Source organism: Fluviicola sp., from assembly GCF_039596355.1.
GTDB lineage: Bacteria > Bacteroidota > Bacteroidia > Flavobacteriales_D > Crocinitomicaceae > Fluviicola.
Window position 1 is genome coordinate 366,029 of record NZ_JBCNJW010000001.1, and the last position, 13,620, is coordinate 379,648.

The 13,620-nt window shown below is 42.0% G+C and carries 7 protein-coding genes; 4 read left to right on the forward strand and 3 right to left on the reverse strand.

The window, feature by feature from the left end; genetic code table 11:
* The first annotated feature begins 86 nt into the window (after positions 1 to 86).
* Together ABDV94_RS01435 and ABDV94_RS01440 are read left to right on the forward strand one after the other, a co-directional pair.
* Complete coding sequence (locus ABDV94_RS01435) at positions 87 to 5,720, forward strand: Hint domain-containing protein (RefSeq protein ID WP_343604129.1); 5,634 nt, start codon at positions 87 to 89, stop codon at positions 5,718 to 5,720.
* A 6-nt stretch (positions 5,721 to 5,726) separates the two neighbouring features.
* Positions 5,727 to 6,443 carry a hypothetical protein gene (locus ABDV94_RS01440; protein ID WP_343604131.1) on the forward strand — a complete coding sequence of 239 codons (717 nt, stop codon included), beginning with the start codon at positions 5,727 to 5,729 and terminating at the stop codon, positions 6,441 to 6,443.
* A 96-nt stretch (positions 6,444 to 6,539) separates the two neighbouring features.
* Here the strand turns inward: ABDV94_RS01440 and ABDV94_RS01445 are convergent, their stop codons facing one another.
* The gene (locus ABDV94_RS01445; RefSeq protein WP_343604133.1) at positions 6,540 to 7,235 is read right to left on the reverse strand and encodes an SMUG2 DNA glycosylase family protein; all 696 of its coding nucleotides are present in this window, start codon (positions 7,233 to 7,235) and stop codon (positions 6,540 to 6,542) included.
* A 174-nt stretch (positions 7,236 to 7,409) separates the two neighbouring features.
* Here ABDV94_RS01445 and ABDV94_RS01450 point away from each other — a divergent pair, with 174 nt between their 5' ends.
* On the forward strand, positions 7,410 to 7,934 hold the full coding sequence (locus ABDV94_RS01450) for a hypothetical protein (protein WP_343604135.1): 525 nt from the start codon (positions 7,410 to 7,412) through the stop codon (positions 7,932 to 7,934).
* A gap of 102 nt (positions 7,935 to 8,036) precedes the next feature.
* A complete protein-coding gene (locus ABDV94_RS01455) occupies positions 8,037 to 8,888 on the forward strand; it encodes a DUF2911 domain-containing protein (RefSeq protein ID WP_343604137.1) in 852 nt (283 codons plus the stop codon).
* Between the two features lie 175 nt (positions 8,889 to 9,063).
* On the opposite strand, the gene ABDV94_RS01460 is transcribed toward ABDV94_RS01455, so the two are convergent.
* Together ABDV94_RS01460 and ABDV94_RS01465 are read right to left on the reverse strand one after the other, a co-directional pair.
* Positions 9,064 to 10,785 carry a sodium:solute symporter gene (locus tag ABDV94_RS01460; RefSeq protein WP_343604138.1) on the reverse strand — a complete coding sequence of 574 codons (1,722 nt, stop codon included), beginning with the start codon at positions 10,783 to 10,785 and terminating at the stop codon, positions 9,064 to 9,066.
* A gap of 185 nt (positions 10,786 to 10,970) precedes the next feature.
* Positions 10,971 to 13,457, reverse strand: coding sequence for a PIG-L family deacetylase (locus tag ABDV94_RS01465; RefSeq protein ID WP_343604139.1), 2,487 nt, complete (start codon positions 13,455 to 13,457; stop codon positions 10,971 to 10,973).
* Between the last annotated feature and the right edge of the window lie 163 nt (positions 13,458 to 13,620).

A 13,620-nucleotide genomic window follows, 5' to 3' on the forward strand; every position in this document is an offset into this window, starting at 1 on the left:
CTTTTGCAGGGGCAAACTTCAACCTCAACAGCCACATATTGTTCGAAACGGCGATTGATAAGGCATTGAATTACATTTCCGTGTGTTTGCAGAACAATACGTTTGAATGTGGCGATCAGGCCGATAACCAGACGACTGAGATCAATACGAAACCGTTGTCAATTGGTCTTTACAATACTACGGGATCGAAATTCGACGTGGATGTCAAGCAATTTACCCAGCTGGAATCCTTCTACGCCAAAGCCTACGACGTTTTTACCCAGCAGGATTGGTACGCCCCGGCGAAAGTACTTGTCAGCGGAGCCGATGCGGATGAACCGATGGTGCTGGCGCTCAACAGGCATGAATCCTTGTTCAAGAAGGAAAACCTGATGATCAAGGTGCTCTACAATAATTCCGTACTTCCGGTTCTTGCTGGAAGCACCAATGATTCGATCCGCTTTAAGATTCCGAAAGACCTTCCCGTAGGAAACCCGGTGGAAGTGGTGGTCACCTACAAAAGTCCGGTAGATAGCATGACCTACACGGTTGGTTTCTTCATGGTTCAGGTGATGGAAAAGCAGACCATCAAAGTGAATTTGGTGGCGGCTAATGGCTTCAACCTGGCAGGAAGCAAAGCCCAGATCGAAGCCGAACTGAAGAAAATCTACGATCCGGTTGGGATTACTTTTGAAATTGCCGAGAAATCCCTCATCCCGGAAAGTGATTGGAAAACTACTATCGAAATCGGAAGCAGCGGTTTGTTGTCGAATTATCCTCCGGACCTGCGCGATTGGGTAAATGGCGTTCAGGACATCGCAGACTACGATAAAGATGAGTATTACCTTGTTTATGGTTTGTCTACTTCAGAACAACTCGGCTACATGCCGCGTGCGCGTAATATCGGGTTCATTTTCTCCGGCGCTTCGAATCTGGGTGAGACATCTGCTCACGAGTTAGGTCACGGAATCTTCCACCTGCGCCACATTTTCGCAGATGAGGAGCTGGGTGCGAATGGGATGTATGGCACCAGAAATGTGATGGATTATAAAGATGGCGAAACAATCAAATTACGCGATTTATATGCTCATCAATGGCAATTTATCGCAGATCCTGCATTTGTGAGTTGGTTTAGCGGGGATGATGAGGAAGCATTGAGTGCCAATATGATCTACAGCGCGATAGATGATACAACTACAAGTACCTCCTTGAGTCCGGCATCCAGTGCAATGACTTCCATTTATCTTGGAGGACTTGATCAGGATATTATCCTTAAAATTTCAGAGGATCAATACGTCAAATTTAAGGCGAGTGAAGTTAGTGATAAAACAGCCGTATTTTATGGAGAGGTAATAATCCGATTTGAATCTAACGGTTTACAAATGAAGCCCACAGGATCCAGTTATACTACCTCAAAAGAAAAAGTCGCGTATTATAACGGGCCTTCGTCAGTGTTCTTTTGTGAAAGCTGTAGTGACCGTACTTACAATATCTATACCCATTCGGATACCAAGAAGGAGATTAAATTGATTGCAAAATATTCTCCGAATGATATTCTTCCGGTTTTTGTCGACTGTGAAAATGTTCCCGGCTATTATTACCCGGAAAATTCACAATTGGTTATCAGATATCCGGTATGTCCTCCTTCAGGTCAAATTGCTTTAAAAGACCCGGATGAGATGCCTATTCCACATAACTGGAAATTTACCGATGCAGACGGGAAACGATGTGTAAGTTTTGTGTGTCCGGATAAGCGCATCATCAAATTGGATGTGAACAAGATCAAAAAGGCAAGGTTCACAGCCGGACTAAAAAACGATTACAATCTGGAAACTCTTGCGGATGGTTTCCTATCTAATTTCGTTTATGATAACGGAAGCGGGGAGAAAACGTATAAAGCGAAAATCGAAAACCAAGTGTTCAAGGGATATGTTTGTAATTCGGAAATGTTCGAAGACTATCTGCCTTTAAAAGACAATGAGTTTGCAGTGATGTTGCTGCCGTTTGGAGTAGAGCGCATACCGTATAAAATCAAATATTGGGGGAATGCATCTGCTTATTCGGGTAGGGGAAGTACCAAAGTGGTGGAAGTTTTGGGAAGTGATTTGACACTTTCAGCAGAGGGAAGCCATTTTATGAATCTCAAACTAACAGCTTATTCCAATCACATTGAACGGATTGGAACCGAGACATATTATTTGGATGAATCCAAGTATGGAATGAATACATACGGGGCATCAGTCTTTGATTATCTCAGTACATCAGATTACAGTAAGATCAATGATTTTTATTGGTTTATATCAAAAATCAGCCAGCTAAAATCAAAATATCCGCTTTTATATCCCCGAATGACTAAGAGAGGGCTTCTTCAGTGGGACGGATGGACCGAAGTAGCAACTTATACAACTCTGGTGACTAATATGGGAAGCATAGCACTCAATTGGATCGAATCAGATACTTTAACCAATAATCCTGTAGAAAGCTATTTCCTGACAACAGACGGCCTTGTTGCCGGATATTTTGATTACATATATACTGAAATGGGGTGGGGAGATTTCACTCAAAACCCAAAAGAAAAATTTTACCTGGGGAAATTTTACAAGTATTTTAAACGGTTGGTTCGTGCAAATAAATTGCTGAGTCAGGAGTACATCAACACCATTAAAAGCGAGGATTGCACGGGGTCAAAAACAGCTTCGATATATCATAACGGAGCAGCGTTAAACACCACACAAATCTATAATGCGATTTCATCGATGTCGGTGGCGGAGTTGGAAGGATTATGTAATACAACCAGGACCAGGTTGATCAGACACCTGATTTATCCGGGGATGGAAAATATGTGGTTAGTTACCAATGGGTTGGAAAAAATAGTTATTCATATTTTGGATAATACTCCTGAAATTCAACAGGCAGACTTGTTGAATAACTTATGTACGGTTAAGTATGATGATGAACTTCTTATTCAAACCATGGCGGATGCCATTGATGATGAAACATGTTTTTGGGGAGACGATTACTTCTCGGAGATGGTTAAATGGGTTACAAAAGCATATAGCAAATACCAGGGAAATCAACTAAAAAACAGGTATGAGACAAATCAATGTACTCAGAGTGATTTGGAGACATTAAAAAAACGTATTTGTGTATATAATTATGCCGGTTTCGTGAAGCGTCTCGGAAAAGGTATCTGGTACACTGTTTGTTCAGATTTGGGGCTGACGAGCGCAGGTCCCAATCCGGTAAGTGATTTCCTGGTACCGAATCCGGATAAGATGACAGAGGTTGAATTTACTCCCAATGATCAAATTAAGTTCAAGAACTACTCTGAAATGTGTTTTTCAAATGTAGGAACTGCGGAAATTCGGTATTTGGATCCGATGGAGCCTGTTTTTATCGATGACAAGGGAAATTTGATGGACGCTTATTCCGAGACAAAAGGAGTTCTCATGCCTGCAGTTGCATTATATTTCATTGAACAGGCGGCCGAATCCAGAACAACCGTTGCGATCATACAAACTGTGGTCGATGTTGCTACATTCATTATTCCCGGAGCCGGACCGATCAAATTATTGACCTATGCGGATAAATTAAGCACTGTTGCGAGTTTAACATCCGCTTATTTTGAAGACGATAATCCTCAATTAGCTCAAACCCTGGGGATCTTTTCTGCGGTGCTTGGATTTGCAGATTTTGCAAATACTCCCAATGTAGCAGCGAAGTTTGAGAAGTTTCAGGATTTTTCGACCAATTCTCAGAAAGCACTGATTTCTGTAAAAGCGAGCAATATGTCATCTGTTTCCCAGGAAAGTAAATTGGATAATTTATTGAAAAAGTTTGAAGATAATGATCCTGAATTGATGGCGGCATTGGCAGACAACAAGTCTAAAGAATTCGCAAAACGTGCCCTGGTTGTGGAAGAGAGTGCAGCTATTTCTAATCCAGCGATCAAAAGCCGTATCCGAAAAGTAATCAACAGCCTGGATAATCTGGGACCTTATGCAAACCATTCTTTCTATAGTGCATTGAGTAATAAATTGTCTTCTTATTGGGGGAAAACACAGACTACAGTAGGGAAGTTGTATAAAAAAGCAAATTCAACCCAAAGTGCAGATTTAGTGGCAGAAATTACGACTCAGGGAGATCTCGTTATTTACCAGAATAAAGTGGCTACAACCTGGTCTGAAATCAGAGGAAGCGAATGTGTGGATATTTTACCTGCAAGTTCTTATAAATTGAAGAACGGAACGACGCTGTCTGGCGATCAGTTATCGGATTTGACTATTTACAGAAAAAATAATGAACTGATTTGTACTACTACGGGTAATTGCTTTCCTGCCGGAACAAAAGTAATCCTGGGGGATGGAAGAGTTATTGATATACAGAATATCCAGGTTGGAGATGTTGTCGCATCATTCCAGGAGTCAAATCAAACATTTACGAACAATAAAGTTGTTCAGTTGTTTAAAAGAACGACAACACAGCTAACGAGAATCGTAACAACGAAAGATACGATTTGGGCTACTCCGGAACACCCTTTTTATACTGCAAAGGGCTGGATCAATGCAGGGGCTCTTGTATCCGGAGCTCTTCTGCAAACAGTCAATGGTCAAATCCCTGTTACAGCAGCTCATACAATTGATTCCAATTGTGTTGTTTACAATTTTGAAGTAGAAAATACGCATACGTATTTAATTGGAAATGGAGCTTATTTAGTTCACAACACATGTGCTTATAGAAAACAACTGTTGGATGACGGATTGGATCCAGCCAAGGTTACCCGTTTGCAGGAATTGGAAAGTACCAACGCTGCTTTATATGCACAAATAAAGGAAGCAAATCTAAGTGTCTCGAAAGTTTCAGACTTTTTGGATGATTTTGGGACGGATGCTGTTTTACTTAGTAAGTTTGAGAATGGAACAACATCAGTAAAGTCCTGGGAGGCACTAGCTGAGAGTAGTATACTTAGAAAAGACTTGGATGCATTGACCAAAATGACTTCTTTACAAAAGAAGGGGTTGACATATGAACAAGTCAGAAATATTGGTAAAATTGGAGATAAGAAAGCAATAGATATTGCAAATAATTTTACAAACAAAACAACAGAACTTAATGATGGGCTTGATTTGTTAATTAAGAATACATTTGCTGCAGTTCAAAGGACCGAGTTAGATAACTGGTATAATACTTTTGGTGTACGTAAGGATTTAGTAACGATGCTTGATAAATTATCTACAACAAATAAATTGGAGGATCCAGGTTCTATTTTGATATTTTTTAATTCCCAGTTGACTAAGCGGTTCGATAACCCAGGATATGTAGCACAATTAGAAGAAGCAATTGCAAAAATTGACGCCGGATCCATTGTTCGGCTTGAATCTGGAGGTCTTGATATCATAGATGTCACTAACTTAAAAGCATTTGAATACAAAGCATTTACTTCTGCTGATTTAGCAAAGCTTAACGATAATTTAAAGAGTGCAGCAGAACAATTGAGTCAAGCTCAATCGATAAACAATTACTCAAAAATTGCAAAGGTCAAAGTTTTAAATTCTGCGAACCCTGCTTATTCAATGAGCAATACAAATTTACTTGCGAATCTTCAAAATTACTTGAATAATAATCTTACAAACACTGTCGGAAATAATTTGAGAGCCTTAAATGAAATTCAAATCGTAAACGCTGGAGGTAATATTCTCCGTTGTAAAATTGAAAATAATATTGTGATATTAATTCCGTAATTACATATGAAAAAGTACTTCTGGAAAAAGGAAATAGATAATTATTACGCTTTTTGGTATACGATAAAGCTAACTGTAAAGCATTCTGATTTTTCGAAAAAAATATTGGATTTGGATCATTGGTTTCTTTCGATAGGAGCAAAATATGAACTATTTAAACTCGAAGATCAGGATTTGATAGAAGAGTATGTAAAACGTAGACAAAATTGTTTTTTTAACCGTAATCGTGAGTGGTTAGGTTTACTGGATTTTGAGCAATTTCCGGATACTTCCCTGGAAAAAATGGTCATTGCACTACCGGATTGTAATGGTAAGCTTGAGTTTTATCCACAAGGATTTTCTAGTTATTTATATATCCATCCTGGGATCATTGATAGTAATTATAATGAACTTTCCCAATTAAGTAATTGGGAGAGACAAATAACCGTTTCAATAGCTTCCCGAAGTACTATTTGGAATGACAAAATTATATATGGTACGGATGAAAATAACAACCCGGTTAACTTTGAACCTCCTATAGATAACCTGTTTTATGCTTATCGAATTACTCCCCGGTTTAATAGTTTTTTAAGAGATCTAAAAATGAAAATTGAAGAACTTGGAGGGGCAATTGTTTTGGATGATGAACATCATGAGGACGTTACTGAAGATGGAATTTTATTAAATGGAAATATCGTTTATCAGGAAGATATAAATGCAGGAAGGGTGTTGTTCCCTTTATGACAAGGAATCACTAGCAAACATTTGAATTTCAAAAAAAAGAATTATAGATTTCTGTAATCATAAGATGACTGTACTACATCAATCAAAGTGTTTACATTAATCATTTGGATGAAACGCCAACAAATACCGGTCAATATACAACTGGCGATCCTTCAGTTTGTACTGCTGGATGTAGCGCGGGTGATCCAGTACGGTTAGTTGGTCGAACAACTTTTCGCGGGCATTGAGTTTTCGGAGAAAATCGGCATTTTTTTTGCCTAAAACAAACACTTCCGATGTGTCGAGTCCCAGGCTGATGTGCTTTTTTAACGAATCGACCATAAACTCTTTGACCTGTTCAAACAAAGCGGGGTCATCGTAATAGTTGGCGTTGAGCCATTTCCTGTCCGGTGTTTCCCGCACAATGGCAAGCGGAAAAGGGGAGTTGATGTAGAATTCCTTGTAGAAATCAACCGGACCGCCGAAAGCAGCAATCAGGTCGTAGATAAAAACAGAAGAAACCTCGTGGGTGTAGGCAGATTCCATTTTGATGCCGCAAACTTGCTCCAGCCGCTTGGTGTCCGTAAAAGGTACTCCGGTTACACCGGCTCCGTTCCGGCTCGGATTAATCCCGATAATGAACCGCCGCTGATTGGAGTCGTTGTAGTATTTCTGGTAGAACTGTTTCATGACCACCATGGTTTCCGGATTGTCGAGGTAGGGATTCATAACCTGGAATCCCGCAGGTAATTTTCCGGAATAATGTAGCTGGCGGTTAAATTCAATGACTTTATCTGCAAATACCTGGGACATAAATTGAGTGTTGTATGAAGTGTAAAGAGAACTGCTTAGGAGGATTCCGGAGTTGAAATTGGCAAATTTTCACCGGATTTCCGAAGAATGGATGTGTTTCTGTTTCAAAAATGAGATCGTCCGCAAAGAATCGGGAAGCAAATGCTATTTTAGCAGAATCGGAAGGTATTTCCCATGACATTGAAAAAAAGAGCGTTGAATATACTGTTGTTTGCTATCGCGGCAACAACGGGATTGATGCTTGGAAAGACTGCCAGTATTTTAGCGTACATACTAAGTGATTTGTTTTCAACGCATGTTGATTCTTATGTAGTCCAGCTCGTACTTCTTGTCCTGATTGCATCTTTGTGCCGTTTTTTGGTACACCGACTGGCGTTGAGCAAGAAAATCATTATCCTCCTGATCCTGGTTTTTCTCGTTTTTTCCGTACTGCATTCCCGGTACCAGTTTTATTATTACCACGATCATCCGGATTTTGGGGACATGAAAAATGTTCCGGAATGCATCAAAGAATCCAATTATGCTACTTTTTGGGAATATTTGAATAAGACATGTCATTTAACGATCTGGGAACTCATGCGCTCACTTTCTTACAAAGCAGGCTGCTGGCTTGTAGGTTTTTTCGGTTCCGGTTTCATTATTCGCCGCATGGAACGGAAAAAGAGTCATGCAGAACTCATCGACGAACCGGAAGAATAACCCGGAATCGGGCTGTTGGATCTTTAATTAAACGTTAATTAAACCCTGTCTTGACAAATAAGCACTATTTTTAGTGTGAAAAATTTCAAAAATAGACGTAGTATGAAAATCAAAAAAACAAGTAAAGCATTGTTGTTCCTGGCGTTTGGAATGATCACCCTGAATTCCGTTGCTCAAAAAATTACAGTACCGGCACCTAGTCCATTGCAAACAACGACACAAAAATTCGGGTTGGGTGAAATAACTGTTGAGTATTCACGCCCGGTGGCAAAAGGCCGTACGATCTTCGGAGACGTTGTTCCTTACGGAAAAGTATGGAGAACCGGGGCAAACGGTACTACGAAAATCACCTTTACAGACAACGTTAAAATCGAAGGAAAAGAAGTGAAAGCCGGTACATACGGTTTGTACTCTGTTCCGAATAAAGACTCCTGGGAAGTCATGTTGTATTCAGATTTGACCCTGAACGGAAACGTGGGAGATTACAAAACTGAAAACGAAGTAGCGCGTTTCAAAGTAAAGCCTGCTAAAACAGCTGCAAAAGTAGAATCATTTACAATCAACGTAGACAACATCCTGCCTACGGAAGCAACATTGACTATTTCATGGGAAAACACATTGGTTCCGTTGAAAATTACAACAGATATCGATGCACGCGTGATGAAAAGCATCGACGAGTCCATGAAGTCAGACAAGCCTGAATACTTCAGAGCTGCAACATACTATTTCGAAAACGGAAAAGATTTGAACCAGGCTTTGACATGGGTAAATAAAGCTACAGATGAGAATCCGAAAGCGTTTTACATGTTCCTGTTGAAAGCAAAAATCGAATATGCTTCCAAAGACAAAGCTGCCGGAAAAGCAAGTGCAGAGAAAACCATTGCATTGGCAAAAGAAGCGAAAAACGAAGATTACGTTGCTTTAGCGACTAAATTGATCGCTGATAACAAATAAGAAGATCGTAACAGATATCGAAGAGAAGTCCTGCCGTGTTTGGCGGGACTTTTTGTTTTCAGAAACCGTTGAAAAGAATCGTCTATACGTGAAATTGAACCACAAAGGCGTAAAGAACGTGAAGTTTCTTTCTGTGAACATCTATCTGCGTAATCCGCGAAATCTGCGGGAGATTTTATTCCTCCGTCACCACCTTCTGCTCTTTTACCAGTAATTGAATAAACGCGGCAATAATCAACACCAGCAAACATCCGATCACATTCAGCCACAGGAATGAAATCACGTCAATCGCATAAATCCAGATCACAATGATTTCCGTGATGATTGCACCCCAGAAAACGGCTTTTCCACCGATGCGCTTCAAGTAAAATGCCACGAGGAAAATTCCCAGGATGGTTCCGTAAAACAACGACCCGAGTACATTCACCGCTTCGATCAAACTCCCGAGTTTACTGGCAAACATCGCCGTGGCAATGGCAAACAATCCCCAGCCGAACGTGAACCAGCGGGAAGCCTTGTAATAATGGAGTTCACTCTGATCTTTCACCCACATGCGTTTGTACAAATCAATCACCGTGGTGGAGGCAAGTGAATTCAACGCAGCCGCAATACTTCCCCAGGCGGCCAGGAAAATCATCGCGATGAGCAGTCCGATCAATCCTTTTGGCAGGTTCTCGACTACGAAATACAAAAAGATGTAATTGGTATCGTTTGTATCAGCGGTCTTGTCTGCTTTTTTCATTAGCGCAACCGCATCTTCGCGTACGGTTTGGGTTTCCGTTTCCAATTGCAGTAATCCGGCCTGCAGGGTTTTGACTTGTGCCTGATCTTCGTTGTGCAGCGCTTCAGCCATCAGCGTGGTTTGCTCTTTGCGAAGCCCGTTCAGCGAGTCATTTTTAGACTGCAAACGTTGAAAATCGTGTTTGTATTCGGACTGCAATACTTTATCAACCTCTTTTTGATTGAAGAAAATCGGGGCCTGGTAGAAGAGATAGAACACAAAAACCAAACTTCCCACCAGTAGAATCAGGAACTGCATCGGAACTTTCACCAAACCGTTCATGAGCAGTCCTGTACGGCTTTCTTTGGTGTTTTTAGCCGTCAGATAGCGCCCCACCTGAGATTGGTCCGTCCCGAAGTAGGAGAGAGCCAGGAAGAATCCACCGATCAATCCGCTCCAGATATTGTATTTATCTTTCCACCATTCCGAGTCCGTGACATCGATTTTGGTTTCAATCACATTCAGTTTTCCCATTTTTCCGGCAACATGCAGTGCATCCGTAAAACTCACATCTTTCGGAAGCATATGAACCACGAGGTAACCGGCCAGGAACATCCCGATAAACACCACGATCAGCTGCTGCATTTGGGTGTACGTAACCGCTTTGGTTCCTCCCGCAACGGTATAAATGATCAGGAATCCTCCCATGACCAGGTTGGTATAATAAATGTTCCAACCGAGTAACGATGCTAAAATAATCGAAGGGGCATAGATGCTGATACCGGTTGAAAGCGCCCGCTGAACCAAAAAGAGAATGGAAGCCAGTGAACGCGTTTTCAGGTCAAAGCGCTGTTCGAGGTATTCGTAAGCGGTAAACACCTTGAGTTTGTGATAAATCGGAATAAACGTCACACACAAAACCACCATGGCGAGCGGCAACCCGAAGTAATACTGCACAAAGCGCATTCCGTCGGTGTAAGCCTGACCCGGGGCCGATAAAAAAGTAATCGCACTGGCCTGAGTTCCCATAATAGAAAGCAGGATCAACAGCCAGCTCATGGAATTACTGCTCTTGAAATAGCCGTCCAGCGTTTTTTCACTTTTACTTTTGTACAGACCGTAACCGATTACGGCCAACAAGGTAATAATGAGGACTATCCAGTCAATTCCGCTCATGAGAAGTGTTTAGTGAAGAAATAAAAGCATGCGATGAACGCTGCCAGTGCACCTATGACTCCGGCGTATGCCCAGTTCCAGTTTTTTGATTTTTCTTCGTCAGTCATGTGTTGGCTTGGATTAAATTCAAAACAATTCTTTTATTGTTCATTCGACTCTTGCAAATGCTTTATCCGGTATGTGATTTACTTGTTTTGAGGAAGACTCAGCAAATTCACAAATAAACGGTATGCTCCCGGAATTCCGGCAGGAAGCTCGCGGAAGAACACCAATCCGGTATAAACAAAGTTTCCTTTTCCATACTTGGAAATAATCAAACTTCCCTTATGAGCTTCTTCGTTTGGGTCATGCATCGAAAAAATCGTTTCGTAATGTTCGTCCAGCTGCGTGGCAAAGTAAATACCACGTTCCTGTACCCATCCTTCAAAATCTTTTTGTGTAATGACATTCGGAGTATTCAAAACCGGGTGTTTTGGATTCAGGAAATCCACTTTGGCATTATCATCCGTTACGCGGTCTCTGGAGATCGTAAAAGGATACGGACCTATTTTCGTTTCCATCGGCGCAATGCGGTTATTGGTATTGTACTGAACCACCAGGTTTCCTCCCTGTTGTACATAAGCCATCAATTTGTCGTAATAAACCGGCATGCGGTTGTTCGTGTTATATGTGCGCACACCCGTTACGATACTGGAATACACGCTCAGGTCTTCTTTTGCAAGCAATTCATCTGTCAGGATGGTCACGTCGTACCCGATTTGAGTCAGACAGGCAGGAATGTTGTCTCCCGCTCCCGGAATGTACCCGATTTTAGTTCCCGTTTTCTTCAAATCCAGGAATACGATTTTCGCCTGAGCATCCGTGAGGAAAAACTGGTAGGGGATATGATCGTATTCGATGCGGGTGATGCTTTTGGTGTAATCCGTTCCGTCAATAGTTACTGATGCCTGAAGCATTCCGTCTTTTCCGTTCTTTTCAGGAGTAAGCGTTGCTTTGATGATTTGCTCGTCGCCTTTATTTGCCAGGTGAAGCTCCGGGTTTTGAATCGTGATTTTCCAGCCTGCAGGAACCTTCACTTTCAGGGTTCCGTCTACTTTCGGCGTATTGGCTTTCACCGTGAAAGAAACTTCTTTTGCTGTTGCGGAACTGAAAACATATACGGGGTCGGAAATACTCACCGTTACCGGAGGAAGGATCTCAAACGGACGATATACTTCGCCTTTCACCGGATCCGTCGATTTAAAAACCAATGGTCGTTCAATGTTGAACTCATTTCCGTCAATGCTGATGTGATAAACCACTTTCAAAGCGTTGTTATTCTCCGGAGCACCGATCCATTCCGTGTTTTTGACAGTATACATCCCGATGCTGTGCGGTTCCGTGAGCCAGTATGGTGCAGAATAAGGAGTTGATTTGTCCAGCGTTTCCTTCTGATCAACCGTTTCCAATTTGTTTTGAGTCAGTTGTAGAGCCGTATTTTTGGTGTTTTTACCAGGAAAATCGATGGATTTGAGTTGAACAGTTCCCGGGTTGCGTTGAATGATCTGTGCTGAAATACTGATCTCGTTTCCGGGAACGGCACTGTATTCGGCAGTTGTTGCTTCCATCCACAAACCGGCACATTGGAGAATCAGCTCCTGGCAGGCTGCCGCTTTGATTGTTTTCCAATAGCGGATTGCCGGGTCTTTATCGCTCACACTTTGAATGGAACGGTAAATTGCTCCGAGTGCGGTCAGTGAGTTTTGGGGTTGCTGAGGGTTAAATTCGGTGATGCATTTGGTAATCAGTTCGTCCAGTTTGGCTGTTTCTGCAAAACGCTTCCAGGAAGTATTGATGTCTTCGAACAGGTCTTTTTCAACCGGAGCACCTTTCAGTAATTTGAAAAATTCGATGCTTTCGCCACGCTGACGGGCTGAACCGAATCCCTGGCTTTTGTGCATGGAACGGCTGTTGGCGGCAACTTCTCCGTAACTCAGTCCGAGTAAGGGATTAAAGGTTCCTACGTCCAGTTTCAATTGATCCGGGGAAGTGGTATTGTTTCCTCCGAAATTAAACGTGTTCCACAAAATGCGCTTTGCCTGCCATACCTGTGTTTCTTTGAGTTGTTCCGGGAATTTGGTCGGGTCTGCTGCCAGATCGAATGCTTCCAGTGCAAGAATGGCAGAGGCAGTGTGGTGTCCATGGCCGCCTTCACCGGTAGTTGGGAAACGGCAAATGATCACATCCGGTTTGAATCTTCTGATTGCCAGAACGACGTCTGACAGAATTTGTTCTTTTTCCCAGATGGTAAACGTTTCTTCCGGATTTTTCGAGAACCCGAAATCGTTTGCACGCGTGAAAAACTGTTCTGCTCCGTCTGTTCTGCGTGCTGCGAGTAATTCCTGTGTACGGATCAATCCCAACGCTTCGCCTTGTTCTTTCCCGATGAGGTTTTGTCCGCCGTCTCCGCGTGTTAGTGACAAATATCCGGTACGGAGGTTTTTTTCTTTTGCGAGGTAGCCGAGTAAACGCGTGTTTTCATCGTCTGGGTGGGCCGCAACGTACAAAACGGAGCCTACCGTGTTGAGTTTTTTGATTCCCTGGAGGATTTCGGCTGAATTCCATTCGGGAGAAGTTTGTGCGGTGGTGATTTTGGTAAAAGCAAGGGCTGCAATTAGAATGAAGTATTTCATAGACATAGTTTGCGACAATTAATAACGATGGCAATAATACAGGAAATCTGGCAGTAGGAGGGTGCTTAATGGGGTGTTTTAACAATTCTTTAAAGGAATCAGGTCATTTTGTGGCAGTTTTGAAGATAGGGGAGTTGGTGTGTTGCTTCAGACTAAACAATCA

Coding starts and splice junctions, on each gene's coding strand:
- ABDV94_RS01440 (WP_343604131.1), top strand. CDS start 5,727: ATGAAAAAGTACTTCTGGAAAAAGGAAATAGATAATTATTACGCTTTT.
- ABDV94_RS01445 (WP_343604133.1), bottom strand. CDS start 7,235: ATGTCCCAGGTATTTGCAGATAAAGTCATTGAATTTAACCGCCAGCTA.
- ABDV94_RS01450 (WP_343604135.1), top strand. CDS start 7,410: ATGACATTGAAAAAAAGAGCGTTGAATATACTGTTGTTTGCTATCGCG.
- ABDV94_RS01455 (WP_343604137.1), top strand. CDS start 8,037: ATGAAAATCAAAAAAACAAGTAAAGCATTGTTGTTCCTGGCGTTTGGA.
- ABDV94_RS01460 (WP_343604138.1), bottom strand. CDS start 10,785: ATGAGCGGAATTGACTGGATAGTCCTCATTATTACCTTGTTGGCCGTA.
- ABDV94_RS01465 (WP_343604139.1), bottom strand. CDS start 13,457: ATGAAATACTTCATTCTAATTGCAGCCCTTGCTTTTACCAAAATCACC.